Annotated in this window: 14 protein-coding genes; all 14 read left to right on the forward strand. The window is 35.0% G+C overall.

From position 1 onward, the window contains the following. The first annotated feature begins 421 nt into the window (after positions 1-421). The 14 genes from PHEL85_RS08400 (at position 422) to PHEL85_RS08475 (ending at position 18,551) form a co-directional block, all read left to right on the forward strand. Positions 422-1,969: a T9SS type A sorting domain-containing protein gene (locus tag PHEL85_RS08400; RefSeq protein WP_036823885.1), complete on the forward strand. Its 1,548-nt coding sequence runs from the start codon at positions 422-424 to the stop codon at positions 1,967-1,969. Between the two features lie 1,056 nt (positions 1,970-3,025). Next, positions 3,026-7,996: a 2-oxoacid:acceptor oxidoreductase family protein gene (locus PHEL85_RS08410; RefSeq protein ID WP_052108510.1), complete on the forward strand. Its 4,971-nt coding sequence runs from the start codon at positions 3,026-3,028 to the stop codon at positions 7,994-7,996. Between the two features lie 5 nt (positions 7,997-8,001). After that, complete coding sequence (gene rsxC / locus PHEL85_RS08415; protein ID WP_036823895.1) at positions 8,002-9,360, forward strand: electron transport complex subunit RsxC; 1,359 nt, start codon at positions 8,002-8,004, stop codon at positions 9,358-9,360. Beyond that, on the forward strand, positions 9,353-10,372 hold the full coding sequence (locus PHEL85_RS08420; RefSeq protein WP_036823911.1) for an RnfABCDGE type electron transport complex subunit D: 1,020 nt from the start codon (positions 9,353-9,355) through the stop codon (positions 10,370-10,372). The genes rsxC and PHEL85_RS08420 overlap by 8 nt, the downstream gene beginning before the upstream one ends. After that, positions 10,369-11,085 (forward strand): FMN-binding protein, encoded by a 717-nt coding sequence (locus PHEL85_RS08425; RefSeq protein ID WP_036823913.1) that lies wholly within the window; start codon positions 10,369-10,371, stop codon positions 11,083-11,085. The genes PHEL85_RS08420 and PHEL85_RS08425 overlap by 4 nt, the downstream gene beginning before the upstream one ends. Continuing rightward, entirely contained in the window at positions 11,078-11,710 is a 633-nt protein-coding gene (rsxE, locus tag PHEL85_RS08430; protein ID WP_036826060.1) for an electron transport complex subunit RsxE, read from the forward strand. Before PHEL85_RS08425 ends, rsxE begins: the two co-directional genes overlap by 8 nt. Then, positions 11,707-12,288, forward strand: a complete 582-nt coding sequence (locus PHEL85_RS08435) for an electron transport complex protein RnfA (protein ID WP_036823915.1) — start codon at positions 11,707-11,709, stop codon at positions 12,286-12,288. Before rsxE ends, PHEL85_RS08435 begins: the two co-directional genes overlap by 4 nt. Before the next feature lie 251 nt (positions 12,289-12,539). Next, complete coding sequence (locus PHEL85_RS08445) at positions 12,540-13,397, forward strand: ferredoxin--NADP(+) reductase (protein ID WP_036823919.1); 858 nt, start codon at positions 12,540-12,542, stop codon at positions 13,395-13,397. A gap of 54 nt (positions 13,398-13,451) precedes the next feature. After that, positions 13,452-14,318: an RnfABCDGE type electron transport complex subunit B gene (locus tag PHEL85_RS08450; RefSeq protein ID WP_036823922.1), complete on the forward strand. Its 867-nt coding sequence runs from the start codon at positions 13,452-13,454 to the stop codon at positions 14,316-14,318. A 220-nt stretch (positions 14,319-14,538) separates the two neighbouring features. Next, positions 14,539-15,297 (forward strand): hypothetical protein, encoded by a 759-nt coding sequence (locus PHEL85_RS08455; RefSeq protein ID WP_036823924.1) that lies wholly within the window; start codon positions 14,539-14,541, stop codon positions 15,295-15,297. Between the two features lie 95 nt (positions 15,298-15,392). Then, positions 15,393-16,121, forward strand: coding sequence for a hypothetical protein (locus PHEL85_RS08460; protein ID WP_036823927.1), 729 nt, complete (start codon positions 15,393-15,395; stop codon positions 16,119-16,121). A gap of 36 nt (positions 16,122-16,157) precedes the next feature. After that, positions 16,158-16,556, forward strand: a complete 399-nt coding sequence (locus PHEL85_RS08465) for a hypothetical protein (RefSeq protein ID WP_036823929.1) — start codon at positions 16,158-16,160, stop codon at positions 16,554-16,556. An 82-nt stretch (positions 16,557-16,638) separates the two neighbouring features. Next, on the forward strand, positions 16,639-17,304 hold the full coding sequence (locus PHEL85_RS08470) for a recombinase family protein (protein ID WP_036823931.1): 666 nt from the start codon (positions 16,639-16,641) through the stop codon (positions 17,302-17,304). Positions 17,305-17,612: 308 nt separating this feature from the next. Beyond that, on the forward strand, positions 17,613-18,551 hold the full coding sequence (locus tag PHEL85_RS08475; protein WP_036823936.1) for a hypothetical protein: 939 nt from the start codon (positions 17,613-17,615) through the stop codon (positions 18,549-18,551). Positions 18,552-18,596 lie beyond the last annotated feature (45 nt).

Genomic DNA, 18,596 nt, shown 5'->3' on the forward strand with positions numbered 1-18,596 from the left:
ATTACAATTTAAAACATCTACTTTCCTATATAGGTTTTGGGTTTAAAAAAACTCAATTTCATAGGCAAATTGTTTGCGTTTTCGTGTACTCTAAATAATATTTATTTTCTATTTAGAATTTGTAAATATTAAACTCAAATATAGGCTATCACACAACTTTTTTAAGAGATTCTAATTCTACTCCCAAATAGCAAACAAGTTAATGATACTATATAAGAATTTAGAAAACTTTATTTTTTTTTATAAACTGACAACTATCATAGAATCCTTTGAAATGTTTCATTAAATTAAACCTGATTATAATTAAAATAATAACCTAAATACAAGTATTGTATTTTTCTTATACTATTTCATTTACAGTAACAATTAAAAAGATTTTTAGTAGCAGATAAAAAAATTATTAATCTAAATAATAAATACGATGAAAAAGTTTACAAACATCAAAAAACAAATTCTAAATTTTAGTTTTTTCATTATAATATTAGGGCTAAATTATAATGATATAAATGCACAAACTACAATTGAGGTTGGAGAGTTGTATAGTTTTGTTCAACAACCTTCAAGTACTGTTAATTACCAATTAACTATAGTATCACCAGGAGAAATTACAATCCATATTGACAATTGGAAGTCAACTTACAATTGGGATATAGATTATGATCGAGTTTACGTTTATAATAGCAATGGTGTTCCTTTAAAAGGAAACTCATTTGCTTCTGAATCAGATCCTTTCCTATTTCACATGATAGAAGCCAGTGAAGGCTTAATCTTTAATGTTGGTAAAGCTGATACCTATACTATTTCCGTTCACTCTGGTGAAAAATGGGGTTGGGAAACAGCTACCATGCAAGAATATGAAATGAAGGTTACTGCAATATATTGTGACGATGTATACGAACCTAACGACAATCTTGCTTCGGCTTCAACAATTTCTGTTGGTAGTGCGATTAACGCATTCCAATGGAGACAAATCAACACTGAGGAAATTCAAGGTGATGAAGACTGGTACAAGGTGTCAATAAATTCACCAGGTATATTAAGAATCGAACTAGTTGACTGGACTGCCTTATACAATTGGTCTTCAGATTATGACAGGTTATTTGTTTACAATTCAGCGGGAGAATCAATTGGTTTTGCTGGCGGTAACGATTTTTATTCTTGGATGATGGGTGGTGGTACAGACACAGATCCAGTAGTCATTGAGATGAATTTATCACATGAAGGAGATTACTATTTACGATTTCATGCGGGATCAACAACAAACACTACACCCTATCATTTTAGTACATCATTTACACCTGCTAACGACATTTATGAGCCCAACGATAATTTTGCAACAGCCAAATTGATTTCTGAAGCAGATGTATGGTATCAAGCCTACGAATGGCGCTCAGTAGATAACTCTATGAATGTAGCAGACGATGAAGACTATTATTTTTTTAATGCTGCCAGTGCAGGGGAATATTCATTAACGTTAGACGGATGGATTCAAATTCTTAATTGGGGAACAAATTATGACAGACTTTTTATTTATGACGAATTTGAAAACCCTGTAGGAGCAAGTCCATATGCTGCGCTTATCGGAAGTACACCTATTAATATCAATATTCCAACAGCAGGTAAATACTTCTTACGATTACACTGTGGTAATGGATATTCTACTGAAGGGTACAAATTTAAACTATCAGGATCACTTACTTTAGGCATTGAAGGTTCTTACGAAAACAACCATCTATTAAAGCTATATCCAAACCCTGTTTCAGATATTATTACTTTAGATGTTGAACAAGGAAATAGCATGGAATCAGAAGTAACAATTTATAATATAAATGGTCAGTTGATTCGTTCTAAAACACTGAATCAAAACCAGACTCAGATTAATGTTGCTGATTTAGCCAAAGGAATTTATACTTTAGTACTCGTGTCAGGAGAACGTTTAGGAGTAAAAAAATTTATTATTATGAAATAAATAAAAAAGCAGTATAGTCTGACTATAATAACTAATCAAATATCTAGTGCTATTAGTCTTTGGTGAAAAACTGTCTAAAAATGCTTATTGATAAGAAAAATAAACAAAACAGTTTACGTTTTCGAGTACGGGATGTAAAAGCAAAAAACTTAATAAAACAAAAAATGGTTCGTGAAACACGAACCATTTTTTATAATTGGCATAAACCTAGTAGTGGGAACTGTACTCGAACCAGCGGCCTTTGGTTATGAATCATGATAATATATTAATTTACTAATTTTTAACCTTAATATTATTTAAACCGTGTTCAATTTAAATCAAACTATTATTATAGCCTTTATTTTAAAAGCAATACACATACAAATGTTTAAAATAAGTATGGTGATTTCTTAATCACTTTTAAGTAGTAGCTTTCTGAAATCTGCGTTTTTCCTTTTTTTTATTCCAATTTCCCCGACCCATTATCAACACTAAAAATATTTAGCTGCAATGCATTAATATAAGTGGTTTAAACTACTGTAATTACAAATTGAAAGTTTTTGATAAATATCAAACCATAAAATTTTCGTTTCCCCACACCTCTTCCATTATATTAATAAGTCAAAGCGAAAGATTCTCTTCATGATAAAAGTCATAAAATCAGAACATTGACTTATGTACTTTTAGTGTCTATTCATCAGGGTTCTATTGTTCTCTATTATGAATTAAAATTATTACCTGTAAACAATAATGAAATCAAAGTCGAACAAGCTAGTAAACTTCTTGAATCGACTCAAGGCGAACTATATCGATATCGTTCCATATTTCATTATTTGCAAGGGTATCTCTTGAAAAGTGGAGTTAAGTTCGTTGAAGAAGATTCTATGGAGGCATTATTATAAATAATGTCGTGCTATTGACAATTAGTTCATTAACGTTGATTTGAGTGATATAAAATTATAGTACGAATTTAAATGAAATGGAAAACTATATTGATTTAGCAGAATAGGCGAAACAATTGGTTAATTAAATAAGACTAAAGTAACTAAAAGAAAACTTATCAAATAGAGCATAATTATGAGCAAATCATTTTTAGAAAAAATCGGCATTTCCAAGAATGCAAAAGGAATCAAAAACAAATACAAATACCCGGGTAAGCCTGTAGCTATGGATGGAAATACGGCAGCAATCATGTGTGAACGTGAATCTACAGATGCTGCTGGAGCGTATCCCATCACTCCATCAACCCAAATGGGTGAGTATTGGGCAGATGCTGCTGCCAAAGGGCATCTAAATATTTCTGATAGACCTTTAATATTCATTGAACCAGAAGGTGAACATGCTGCTGCTGCTGTAACTGCTGGCTTATCGATGACTGGTTTACGTACATCTAACTTTTCGTCTGGTCAGGGAATTGCTTACATGCACGAATCACTCTATGCCGCTGTAGGAAAACGTCTTACTTATGTGTTGAATGTTGGCGCCCGTGCAATGACTAAATCTACCTTAAACGTACACGCAGGGCACGATGATTATCATGCTGTAGATGATACAGGTTTTTTCCAAATGTTTGCAAAAAAAGCACAAGATGTAGCCGATCTTAATATTATCTCACACCGTATTGCGGAATTAGCACTTACTCCGGGTATTATTGCTCAGGATGGTTTTTTAACTACACACTTAATCGAATCGTTTCTTTTACCAGAACGTGAATTGATTAAAGAATATCTAGGCAGACCTGATGATATAATCAATACACCAACACCCTCTCAGCGAATTATTTATGGCGAAACACGTCGTCGTATTCCAGAACTATGGGATGTAGACAATCCTGTTATGGCAGGTATTGTACAAAACCAAGATTCTTATATGCAGAGTGTTGCTGCACAACGTCCATTTTTCTTTGATCATATTAAGGAGTTAGCAGACAAAGCATTTAAAGAATATGAACAACTAACAGGTAGACTCTACGAACGGGTGATGACTTATAAAGCAGAAGATGCTGATTATCTTATTTTAGGTCAAGGTAGTATAGTGCCCAGTGCAGAAGTTGTTGTGGATTACATCAGAGAAACACGTGGAATAAAAGTAGGGGTTGTCAACCTTGTTATGTTTAGACCATTTCCAGCTGATATGCTTGCAAAAATATTAAAAGGTAAAAAAGCTGTCACTATATTGGAACGACTAGATCAACCATTAGCCGTAGATTCACCAATTACTCGTGAAGTTCGTGCTGTTTTGAACAAGTGTGTTGAAAATGGTATGGATAAAAAACAGAAACCTTATCCTGAATTAACTTCTTATTCCATATCCGAAATGCCTGCAGTTTACTCTGGGTCATTTGGTATGGGAAGTAGAGATTTACAACCAGAAGGAATCATTGGAACAATAGAAAATATGCTACCCGATGGAAAACATAAAAAAATGTTTTATCTGTCTATAGATTTTATTCATGAAATTCCATACTCACCAAAACAAAAGGCATACCAAGAAACTATTGTGGAATCCTATCCAAAAGTTAAAGAATTAGCCGTTCATGGGTCAGAGAACCCAAACCTAATGCCAAAGGATGCTATAACTGTACGTTTCCACTCTATCGGTGGCTGGGGTGCAATTACTACTGGTAAAAACATGGCGATGACCTTATATGAATTATTAGGGTACAATATTAAGGCTAATCCAAAATATGGTTCGGAGAAAAAAGGACAACCGACCACTTACTATCTAGCAGCTTCTTCGGAACCTATTAGAATAAACTGTGAATATTTCTTTGTAGATGTTGTTTTATCTCCAGACCCTAATGTTTTTAAACATACCAACGCACTAGCGGGACTTAAAAAAGGAGGTAATTTTATTATTCAAAGTGAAAGAGCAACAGCTGAGGAAGTGTGGGCTGATATTCCAGAGCATTATCAAAAGATAATTATCGATAAAGAAATCCATGTGTATTATATAGATGGATTTAAAATTGCACGTGAAGAAGCCACCGATCCAGAATTGCAATTACGTATGCAAGGAATTGCCTTCCAAGGCGCGTTTTTCTCTGCTTCTCCTTTAATGGAAAAATCCGGATTTTCGGACGAACAATTATTGAAAGCCATTGAAGACCAATTACAGGATAAATTTGGATCTAAAGGGCAACGTGTAGTAGATGATAATATGCGTGTCGTAAAACGTGGTTTTGATGAAGTACATGAGATAACTAATAAAGTATTGAGTAATGGAAAAGATGCCAAAACTACTGGTAATGCTTTCGCAATTATGCCACCTATACCAAAAATGATGAAAAATATTCCTCAAAGCGAGTCACAATTAAGTGATATTCACCGCTTCTGGGAACAAACAGGTAATTTTTATTTACGCGGTATGGGTAATGATAATCTTACAGACCCATTTATAGGACTAAGTGTAATGCCAGCAGTTACGTCAGTTTTCCGTAATATGACGGGTATACGATTTGAACATCCTGAATGGATTCCTAACAATTGTACGGCTTGTGGAGACTGCTATACGGTTTGTCCAGACACGGCTATACCAGGACTTGTAAGTGAGGTATCTGATGTTTTTGATACCATTGTGAAACGTGTGAAAAAGAATCACGGAAAACTAGAGCACTTACCTAAAGCTGTTCGCAAGTTAGAAGGTAATGTTAGAAAACTATTTTCTACCTCAAAAGATGAAGCAACTGTCAATGATTGTATTACTAATGCTATCGAAATGACTATTGACGCTTCTGATAATGGAATTGGTAAAGAATTAGCCAAAGAATTTGGTTGGTTTAAAGAGGAATTAGGAGAATTCAACTTCGCCCTAACAAGGCCATATTTTGATTTACATGAGAAAAAAGAAGAAAATAGTGGTGGTTTATTTAGTATAACCATCAATCCAAATACATGTAAAGGGTGTATGGAATGTGTTAAAGTCTGTAATGATAATGCCTTGATTAAGATACCACAAACCGAAGGTTCAGTTGTAAAACTTAATAAAGAATGGGATCTATGGATGGACTTACCTAGTACTAAACCAAAATTCAATCGTATAGACAATCTTGAAGAGAAGATTGGTCCATTAGAGACCATTCTATTAAATAAAGAAGCATATCTAAACTTTGCCAGTGGTGATGGTGCTTGCTTGGGCTGTTCTGAAAAGTCAGTGGTACATATATTTACTGCTACTGTTGAGTCACTTATGCAGCCACGTATTGAAAAACATATGGCATATATTGATGGGTTGACAGCTAAATTAGAGAAACACATCCAAGTTAAGTTAATGAATAGTTTGGATTTGACTGATTCGGAGATAATGACGAAGATTGTCAAAGAAATGCAAAACTCAGATTTAACCATGGCAGAAATTACCCGAAGGTTAGAATCTGAACATGATAGTGAACCAATTGACCAAGAGTGGTTGCGCAATGTAACACAACTTCTAGCACAATTGAAGAAATTAAAATGGAAATATACCAATGGTACAACCGGTAAAGGTCGTTCCAATATGGGGATGCTTAACTCTACCGGATGTACTTCCGTGTGGGGAAGCTCATGGCCATTCAATCCGTATCCATTCCCTTGGGCCAACCACTTATTCCAAGATTCAACATCTATGGCAATGGGAGTTTTTGAAGGGCATATGGCAAAAATGGCGGACGGCTTTAAAGCTATTCGTAAGGCAGAATTGGAGCTTGCAGGAAAATACAATGCAGAAGAACATGATGACTTCTTTACTTACTTTAAGTGGGAACAGTTTACCGATGAAGAATGGTTGCTTTGCCCACCTGTCGTGGCACTTGGTGGTGATGGCGCTATGTATGATATTGGTTTCCAAAACCTATCCAGAATGATGGCTTCAGGAAAACCAATTAAAGTAATCGTAGTAGATACGCAAGTATATTCTAATACAGGAGGACAAGCTTGTACTTCTGGATTCATTGGACAGATTTCTGATATGGCGCAATATGGTAAAGTAGCTAAAGGAAAAACGGAACCTAGAAAAGAGATTGGTCTTATTGCTATGGCGCACAGAAACACTTACGTGATGCAAGGGACGCTAGCTAATACAGGTCATATGATTGAAGGTTTTATTGATGGTTTAATGACCAAACGACCTGCATTATTCAATCTATACACTACTTGCCAACCAGAGCATGGTGTTGCAGATGATTTAGGTTCACACCAAGCAAAACTTGCTGTAGAATCTAGAGCATATCCAATATTTAAATACAATCCAGACAACGGTATCAAAACTCGAGAAGGTCTCGATTTATCTGGTAATCCATCTATCGAAGAAACATGGCCTACATACAACCTAAAATATCAGGAATATGGCCAAGACCTTACCATGAAATTACCAATGACTTTTGCTGACTTTGCATTAACAGAAGCTCGATTTAGAAAACACTTTAGAAAAGTTCCTCGTAGTGCTTGGAATGATAATATGGTGTTATTAGCAGACTTTTTACTATTAGAAGAAAGCGAACAAGAAGGCAAATTCCCATATATATGGGCAGTAGATAGAGAACAAAAACTTAATCGAGTATTGGTAGCTAAACCAATCGTTGAGTCTTGTGAAGAAAGAAGAGACTTCTGGTTAATGTTACGTGATCTTGCTGGAGTAGAAATAGAGAAACCACAGGAAGAAAATCTGGAAGAAAAAATAAGAAGTGAAGTTGTAGGTAATATTGCGCAAGGCCTTATGCAGCTTGCTGGCGGTAACGGAGATAACATTGTACAAATGGCAATGAATAAAGCTCCTGCGACCGATGTAGATGTATTAGTCGAAGAGCAGCCATCGAATGGAGAATATTTAGCTCCTTGGTTAGAAACTGAAGAATGTACATCATGTGATGAGTGTACTAAAATCAATTCTAATATTTTTGAATACAATGGAGATAGCAAGGCCTTTATAAAAAATCCTAAAGGTGGCCCTTATCAAGACTTAGTCAAAGCGGCAGAAAAATGTACAGCAGGTGTAATTCATCCAGGATTGCCAGCAGATAGGTCTGCCAAGGATATAGAAAAATGGATAGCCCGAGGTGAAAAATTCAACTAAGGAATATGGGTCTATTCAATTTTTATAAGAATACGTTTAAACACGGTATTCACCCTCCAGAAAGCAAAGGAGAAACCAATGATCTTCCGATCAAGCAATTTCCCTTTGCTCCTGTAATCATTTTGCCTTTGGCCCAACATATTGGTGCTCCGTCACAAATTGTTGTTCGCGAAGGTCAGGAAGTGCATCGAGGTGAATTATTAGCCAAGGCTGTGGGTTACGTTTCCGTTCCATTACACGCTCCAGTTTCTGGTATTATTCAAAAGATAGCAAATGTCCCGACAATTTCTGGGAAAATGTCCCTTGGGATTTATCTCAAAACATTTCCATCTTCTACGCAAGAAGTACTAGAAGGAAAACCGATTGATCCTGATACAGCTACTGCAGAAAAAATTTTGCAAGCAATTCAGGATGCAGGAATTGTTGGTCTAGGAGGAGCGGCCTTTCCAACCCATGTAAAATTGAAAGTACCTGAAGGAAAAAAATGCGAAACTCTACTTATCAACGGAGTAGAATGTGAACCCTATTTAACGACGGATCACCGCGTTATGCTAGAACAGGAAAACGACATTTTTACTGGAATTAAATATTTACTAAAGGCTACAGGAGCTAAAAAAGCCATTATTGGTATTGAAGCCAATAAGCAAGATGCAGCTGATCACTTAGCAAAACATATTCCTAAAGAATTACCTGTTTCTATAAAAGTACTTCCAGTGAAGTACCCGCAAGGGGCAGAGAAAATGTTGGTCACCTCCATCTTAAATAAGGAAGTTCCCTCAAAAGGATTACCTATAGACGTTGGTGCAGTGGTAATAAATGTTGCTACAACTGCAGAGATTGGGCGATTACTGCCTCATGGACGTGGTATTCAGGAACGTGTTATCACCATTACTGGTCACGGAGTTAAAAAGAAAGGAAACTACCTAATTCCAGTAGGCACACCATTACGTTTCGTTTTAGATTATGTAGGTGTGGAAGAAGAAATTAGCGAAGTTTATATGGGTGGGCCAATGATGGGAGTAGCGGTTTCAAACCTCGATATTTCTATCGTAAAAGGAACTTCAGGTATTTTGGTGTTTACAGGAGAAGATGTGGGCAAGTCGTCCCAAATATATCCTTGTATTAAATGCGGTGCCTGTTTAGATGCCTGTCCTATTATGTTAAATCCATCCAAACTGGGTATCCTAGCAAAATTTGAAGCTTATGACGAAATGGCTTCAGATAATAATTTAATGGACTGTTTTGAATGCGGATCATGTACTTATGTATGCCCATCCCATATCCCTTTGGTTCAGTATTTCCGCTTGGCTAAACGAGTTGTTAGAAAACGGGAAGCAGAAAAAAAAGAAAAAATAAATGATTAAAAAGACATTAAATATAAGCTCATCGCCACACATTTATAAAAGGCGAAGTACCGGTGACATTATGAGAAATGTTGTATGGGCATTGTTGCCTGTTGTATTTTTCTCTGTTTATTCTTTTGGATTAAATGCCTTACTAGTTATTGCTACAGCAACACTTGCCAGTGTATTGACGGAGCATTTTTTATGTAAACTTTCTAAAAAAGAATCCACAGTACATGATTACTCTGCTGTAATTACAGGGTTATTATTAGGGCTTACTTTACCCCCAAGCTTTCCTTTATGGATGGCTTTTGTTGGCGGTGTAATAAGTATTGCGCTTGGTAAATATATTTTTGGTGGACTAGGCTATAACGTATTCAACCCAGCACTTGTGGCTCGCGCTGTTTTACAAGCTGCCTTCCCAGTAGCAATTACTACCTGGCATCCAGCTTTTTTACCAAATAGATTTTCTACTATTGCTGAGTCAATCTTTACATGGCCTTTTATGCAGCCACAATTTGATGCCATTTCAGGAGCAACTCCCTTAACGTCTTTTAAATTTGATGGCATTGTATCACCAACTATAGAATTAGCTTTTGGTCTAACTAGCGGTTCCGCTGGTGAAACTTGTGCTGTAATTATTGCTTTGGGTGGTATTTATTTAATAGCCCGAAATATGATGAGTTGGAGAACTCCATTGGCGGTACTATTAAGCGCATTTATATTAAGTGGAATCCTTTATTTAAGCAATAGTGAAATATATCCTTCTCCATTCTTTATGTTATTTTCTGGTGGACTAATGCTTGGTGCCGTATTTATGGCTACAGACATGGTAGCCTCACCACTTACGCCATTAGGCTTATGGATTTATGGAGGTATTATCGGCATCTTAACTATTGTGATTAGAATATGGAGTGGTTTACCTGAAGGAGTTATGTATTCTATTTTATTAGCCAATGCTATTTCTCCCCATATTGATAATCTTGTTAAAAACAGGGTTTATGGAACAATTAAAAAATTAAATGCTACATGAGTAAAGCTACCAAAATAGAAAAACAAGAATCTTCGAGTAGCATAAAAATGCTAAAAGCGATGCTGGTTATTGGAATATTAAGTGCTCTACTTATTGTATCAGCTTACCAGTTAACACTGCCGAGAGTACAACAACTTAAGGCTGAAGCATTAGAGAAAGCTATTTTTAAAGTTCTTCCAGGAACTATTAGTACACAGGCTTTTGGTATAAATGCCGATGGAGAATTAACCAAGTTGGAAAATGGTGATAAACCTGAATCTACCTATTATGCAGGATATAATAAAAATGAGAAACTTGTGGGTTATGCAGTTGATGCTGCCGGACAAGGTTATGCCGATATTATCAGAGTACTTTATGGTTACGATCCAAAGGAACAAATCCTAATTGGGTTTCAAGTTTTAGAAAGCAAAGAAACTCCTGGACTTGGTGATAAAATTGAAAAAGACCAACGATTTCTTGACAATTTTAAAGCGTTAGACGTAAGCCTTACTAATGATAGAAAGATTAAAAACAAAGTAATTACGGTGAAGCAAGGTGAAAAACAAAACCCTTGGGAAATTGACGGAATAACCGGAGCAACGATTTCTTCTCGGGCAATCGGAAAGATTATTGGCATAAGTACAGCAAAAGACGTTCCTATTCTCTTTAACAATCACAAGAAGATTATGGACGATTCTAAACCTAATGAAAAACAAACAGAAAACAATGAGTAAAGATAATACCTCATCCAAACAAGAGCCCTCCAATACTGATGAATTTATCAAAGGAATTTGGCGAGATAACCCGGTATTTGTGCAAGTATTGGGTATGTGCCCCGTATTGGCTGTTTCAAATACGGCAGAAAATGCGCTTGCAATGGGATTAGCAACAGCTTTTGTATTATTGATGTCTAATATTTTGGTATCCTTACTGCGTAATTTTATTCCCAAACAAGTACGTATTGCCTCGTATATTCTTATAATAGCCACATTTGTTACTGTTACAGATTATGCTATTCAAGCTATAAGTGTAGAGTTGTACAAAAGCCTTGGCGCATTCATATCACTAATTGTGGTAAACTGCCTAATTCTAAGTCGTGCAGAAGCATTTGCATCTAAAAATACGGTAGGAAAATCTATGCTTGATGCACTTGGTATGGGACTAGGTTTTACATTCGCTCTTTTTTGCTTAGGGGCAGTGAGAGAACTCCTTGGTAATGGATCAATTTTTCAATTTGCCATTTTCCCTGCGAATTTTCAAAATTGGATAGTAATGATATTACCAGCTGGCGGTTTTTTTACCCTTGCAGCTTGGTTACTTATAATTAATTTGATACAAACAAGAAAAATAAAATCATGAATACAGAATCTCTAGGAACTATTTTTCTCAATGCCGTCTTAGTTAACAACTTTGTTCTGGCTTACTTTCTTGGTATTTGTCCATTTTTGGGCGTATCAGGAAAAATAGAAACAGCCTCAAAAATGGGGAGTGCAGTTACGTTTGTAATGCTAATAAGTTCTATGTGTGCTTATGGTATTCATGCCTTTTTGGTAGCAATCGATGCTCCTTACCTTCAGCTGATTAGTTATATTGTAGTGATTGCTTCTACTGTACAATTAGTCGAAATGTTCATCAAAAAAATGAGTCCGGCATTATTTCGTTCTTTGGGTATTTTTCTTCCATTGATAACAACTAATTGCGCTATACTAGGTGTGGCATTATTTCAAACAAATAAAGGGTATGGATTTTTAGAAAGTGTGATTTATGCCTTAGGAGCCGGAGTAGGATTTACATTAGCACTGCTATTAATTTCTGGTTTACGAGAAAAATTGAATTTTGCTGAAGTACCTAACGTTTCCAAAGGAACAGCATTAACCTTGTTTCTCGCAGGAATATTATCCTTATGTTTTATGGGGTTTGCAGGCCTTGGGGCTTAATAAAAAAAAGAAAATATGTTTCAATCACTTATAATCGGAATTGGTTCAACTGTAGTTTTAGTACTGTTATGGACATTAGTACAAACCCAATGGAAAAATGTGTTTCGCGAGGAATATTTAGAAGATGATGTGCTGGCAGGCAGAAGAAGTTGTTCAAATTGCGGTTGCACTTCCTCTGTTTGTGAGAGAAAAAAAGAAAATGATTAAACATTGATTATGATACATTTAACAATAATAATTAAAAAATAGCCATGGCAAATTTATTAGATTTTGATATTAAAAAAAGGTATAAGGCAATCGTTAAAAAGACTTCACGACTAACACCAACAGACACTGAAGAAGTGCGTGAAATTGTACTTGAAGTGAAAGATTCTGAATTTGAATGCGAAGTAAACCAAAGCTTTGGAGTATTGGTAAAAATTTCTGGTGATTTTGGAAATAATTTCCATCATAGACTATATAGTGTGGCTGATTTACCAAAAAGCATCAAAGGTAAACGGCAACTTACTATGTTAGTGAAACGTTGCTCTTACGTTGATGAATTCAATGGAGAAGAATATCAGGGTGTTGCTTCAAATTATTTATGCAATCGCAAAAAAGGTGATGAAATTATGGTTACAGGCCCATTTAATTTACCTTTTAAAGTTCCACAAGACAAAACTTCCAATTTAATTCTCATTGGTATGGGTACAGGTATTGCACCATTCCGAGCATTTATCAAACATATTTATCAAGATGTAAAAGATTGGGAAGGGCAAATTCGTTTATTTTATGGTGCACGCAGTGGTTTAGAATTATTGTATTTAAATGACAAAGATGGAGATCTTACAAATTATTATGATGAAGAAACATTCAAGGCCTTTCATGCATTGAGTCCAAGACCAGAGTGGTCTGACCCCATTGAACTAGAAAAAGCAATTGTAGGGCAAACTGCTGAAATAATTGAATTACTTGGAAAGTCAAACACCTGTATTTATGTTGCTGGATATGAAGCCATCCACAAAAAGCTTAATAAGGCATTTTCAGATATTTTAGGCTCAGAAGAAAAATGGCGACTTCGAAAAGCCGAATTAGTTGCCGGTAAAAAATGGGCTGAAATTATTTATTAACCCTGTATTGAGATATAAAAGAGACCCTATTTTTTAATAAATCCACAAAATAATATGTCTATCATTGTTGCAATAGCCGCACTCGGAGGTTTAACCTTAGTTCTATCAATAATGCTAATTATTGCGAACAAGAAGCTTTATGTCTATGAAGATCCACGCATAGAAATTGTGGAAGACATGTTGCCCCATGCAAATTGTGGTGCATGTGGGTACCCAGGTTGTCGCCCTTTTGCGGAGGCTTTAGTGCATCAAAAATCCTTACCAGGAAAGTGTACTGTCAGTACAGATGAAGGAAGGGAGTCTATAGCCAAATTTCTCGGTGTTGCATTAGGTACTGAAGAAAAGCAAGTCGCTCGTCTAGCTTGTGCTGGCGGAACGAATGTAGCTCTCAATCGAGCTCAATATATTGGAATTCAAAGTTGTCAGGCAGCCACTTTGGTTTCTGGTGGTGGTAAAGGTTGTTTCTGGGGTTGTTTGGGACATGGTGATTGCGAAGTAGTTTGTGATTTTGATGCCATTATCATGAATGAACATGGCTTACCTATAGTAGTTAATGAAAAATGTACTGCCTGTGGTGATTGTGTTGAAGCTTGTCCTAAAGATTTATTTTCTTTACAACCAATAAGTCATCGGCTTTGGGTAGCATGTAAAAATCTTGAACACGGAAATGCTGTTCTTGAAGATTGCGAGGTAGGTTGTACTGCCTGTGGAAAATGTGATATGGATGCACCTGATGATTTAATTACTATGATAAACAATTTGCCAGTGATTAACTATGCAGAAAATCATAATACACAAAAACCTATTCAACGATGCCCAACCGGTGCAATTGTATGGTTAGAAGATAACGGAAAAGTGGTTAAAGGCAAAGAAAGTAGAAAAATTATTCGTAAGGGTATCAAATCAATGGGAAATTCGTAAATGATCTCCCTTGATTCTGTAAAAGTAAGAAATTAAGGAATAAAAAAAACGGTTCGTGAAACACGAACCGTTTTTTTTAAATTGGTATAAACCTTGTAGCCCCAAGTGGAGTGTTCTCGAACCAAATATATATAGGCTTTAAAAACCTCTACGAATTAAAACCTGTACTTGAAGAAGCAGGCTTATACCCTATTCCAACAGACACAAACCAATTACAGGCGTGGTAAATTATTATACTACCATACCTGCTGAGTTATGCGAATACGCTTTGATTAACAGAAAAGTTAATCACACGAAACTGTATCTATTACTAAAACTTAAATCAAGCGGACATATAAAATATGAATTAGATGTTTTTGAATGTGCAAAAGATTGGGCAGATGAGTTACAACTAAATTATAAAACAGTACTAAACTGTTTTAAGTGGCTAATCAGAGAAAAATGGATTACTATAAACAGTATAAGTAAAGCCATTCACATCAAAGGCTATCCAAAATTATTTACAAAACTTAACTTCAAATCTAAAACTGCAATAATATATGAACCAGAAAGTTTTTCTGATTTCAAAGCATTCTGCTGTGCAGTAGTTATAATATTTTACAGGAACAGGAAAAGATATTTTCAAAAGCAATCGGTCGCTAATATGGAGCGTGCCACTACGAATTGCAAGACATATCCTAAAGGTTTCTATACAATTTCTTGTAACTACTTAGCAGAATGTTTAGGTGTAAGTAAAAAGACTGCTTACAACTACAAAAACGAAGCACACAAAATCGGCTTTATAACAAAAAAGAAAAATTTGGTATTCATAACCAATGACAAAGGAGAGCGATTAACGAACGCTCATTTCCATTCTTATAAGTTTTATAAAGGCAGATCAATTGCAAGACGTATTCGTAGAGGCAAGAAGTATTTAAAAATAGTTGAAGCAGATTTAATAAAGTCTAACATCCACCTAAAAAAGAAGCGTGTTCTATAATGGAAAAAATGTAAACGGACATTATGGGTTTCTAAGGGAAACCAATAAACTCAACTACAATTGCCTGCGCAGAAACTACATCGTATTTTTAAGTAATGGAAGAAATAAAACAAATAGTAACAGCAAACTTTACAGAAGTAGATAGACTACTTAAAGAGGATTATGTATGTGTAAGCATCATAGGAAAAGTATATGGGGAATACGCAAGAGAAGAAATACAAAGAATAACTAGCCTTAATACTTTTAGATTTTATTACCATATCAAAGCAGAAGATTGGTATGCCTGCAATATCCTGTACCGAGACATCCTAAAGAAAAAAGGAATAGAAAAATTGAAAGCAGACCTGCAAAATCTTGTTTCCAAACAAAATAAAAGTAAAATAGCATTATGTGGGTATGGAGAGGGCGATGATTTCTGCTATCGACATATTTTAAGCGATTATCTTAATGCAAACGGAGTTAGTGTTACCGAAGTTGGAAACGTTGATTTAAACACCCAAAAAGCGTACTGGGAACAAAACCAATACAAAGCACAAGGGCATTATAATTTAACTGATGAATATGTGGGTCAGATACTTGAAAAAAGCGAATGGATTTTTGCTAAAACGATGCCTAAAAACCCGCATTTTTACACTTTACGCAAGAATTTCGGCAATAATGAACTGTTTTTACACATAGTCTCACATATTAGATTTTATGGAAAGGCAGAAATTTTCGAGAGTGTTTTGTATCGTGTGTTTTACTATAATGGTTATAAATACTGGGATCACCCCTGCGATGCCCTTAATGAGAATTGCGATTTAATTAACAGAGCGGTTATATAAATTATACAAAATCCGACACTATAAAAAAGAGAACAGATGAAGCAAAATAGAAAACCAACCACAGCAAAGTTGACAAAGGCACAAAAGAAAAAAGCAATGATACACGCAATGCATACTACTCTTGGCAATGTAACCGCATCTACACGAGAAGTAGGCATACATAGAGATACTCATTATCGATGGATGAATGAAGATGTTAAATATCATAATGCAATAAAAGAAGCCATTGAAATAGATTTAGACTTTTCAGAAGCAGCACTCCGAAAAAGAATACAGGCAGGAGATACAACAGCAATAATTTTTCATTTAAAAACAAAAGGAAAACATCGTGGTTATGTAGAGACAAAACACAACCTCAACACCGAAATTCCTAAAGATGATATGAAAGATAAAACAGTAGAAGAACTATTAGCAATAATAAACGCAGAAGAATAAAAAATATGAAAACAGTCAACCAGTCAGAACAACAATCATTAGTACTTACATTTTTTAAACTAACCTTTAAAAAACGTAAGTAATGAAAAAATACATAGCATATTACAGGGTCTCGACTAAAATGCAAGGCAATTCGGGATTAGGATTAGACGCTCAAAAATCATCAGTATTAAATTTCATTAATGACGATGATTTACTTATTGAAAGTTATACGGATGTAGAAAGCGGTAAAAATAACAATCGTCCAAACTTATTACAAGCCATTGAGGATTGTAAAAATAACGATGCAACACTTTTGATTGCTAAACTCGATAGATTGAGTAGAAACGCTGCATTTATCTTTACGCTTCGTGACACGCAAGTTAAATTCAAATGTGTTGATATGCCAGAGGCTAATTCTGTTACAATCGGAATTATGGCAGTACTTGCCCAAGACGAACGAGAACGTATTTCTAAACGTACAAAAGATGCTTTAGCGGAGTTAATTAAGCAAGGCATTAAGTTAGGCTCTCCTCAAAGCCTAAACAAAGAGGCAAGAGAAAAAGGGTTAAAGGCTCGAATGAGAAATGCAAGAGATAACGAGAACAATCGAAAAGCGCAAGGGTTTATTATTTCCTTGTATCAAAATGGGCTTTCTTTTTATGCTATTACTAAAGAATTAAATAAACTAGGGTATAAAACACGTAACAACAAAGAGTTTCAGCAAAATCAAGTACAACGGTTATATGATAGACACTTAAATAATTAGTACTACAATGGCACTAATTTTGCATTGAAACAAAATAAAAAAATGTAATTTTGTCTTTGAACAAAAAATTTAGATATAAAATAGATAATTAAAATAAAGTAGCGTAATCGTATTCTGTTCTTAAGAAATCGCCAGTTTCAAATAACAGTCAAGAATACAGTTTATGGCTACGTCCGATTGGGCGTAGGCTGTTTCTGTTTGACTGTGGGCTTCTGGCGATGCCTTTAAGAATGACGTTTCAGACCTCACGCCCTTTTTCGTTTCATATAACTGCTTTTTGAGGCTGAAAGCACCTAAACATCAGTTCTATGAAAATAGCAAAATACATTTTATCAATTTTCTTAATTATGGGAGGTTTCGGCTTTATAGCAAAAGGAGACTTTATTGCAGGTTTATTAACTCTAATTTTAGGTGGAATACTTTTACCTCCAGTATCAGAAAAAATTAAGGAGCAAGTTATTTTGTTTCAAAACAAAAAAATACGCTACAGTATTTATATCGGATTATTACTAATTGCTGGAGTATTTATGCCTAAAAGTGATGCGGAGGTTTTTGGAAGCAAAGAAGATGTACTAATTAATTACATCAAGAATAACAAAAACGATAAATCTCTACAAAACATAAAAAACCTAGCAGAAATTGGTAGTATGTTTGGTAATAATAACTATGCATTAAGGCATCCTAAACAGGGTTATATTTCGGAACAATACGACAGCATTAAAAAAGTAGCAGTTCTTACATTCAATCCTAAATTTGATTATAACGGTTCGGATGATATCAGTTATCTAAAAGACGATGCTAAAAACGGAAAAATCAAAGGCTATGCTTTGCAGTATGAGATTGATGAGGATGATAGTATCACTTTAAAAAAGACCACAATAACGTATGCGAAAATCATAAAAGAATTTATGACTATTAATGATGTGCCGAGTTTTGAAACTTTTGTTGATGAGGCTACTGTTAAACACCGTAAAGAAGAAGTAATTAAAGAAGAGAAAATTGCAAATGAGCGTAGAAAATTCAATGAGATTATGGGGAATGATGAGTTTTGGAATAAATACGACCCTATTGTAAAAAAGCGAATTTACAAATTGATTATAGATAAAAACTGCGGAGAACTACAAGAACAATTTACAATTGCTGCTGATATGTCAGAAATTAAGCATTCAACTGGGAAAATAGCAAATAAAGAACTTGAACTAATGGACTTTATCGATGAAAAAATGAGAGATTTAGACTGTTATTAAAAAAGTTTTTTCGTTTATCCAAGCCCTGTTATAATTATTAATTAA

The sequence above is a fragment of the Polaribacter sp. Hel1_85 genome (assembly GCF_000766795.1).
Lineage (GTDB): Bacteria > Bacteroidota > Bacteroidia > Flavobacteriales > Flavobacteriaceae > Polaribacter.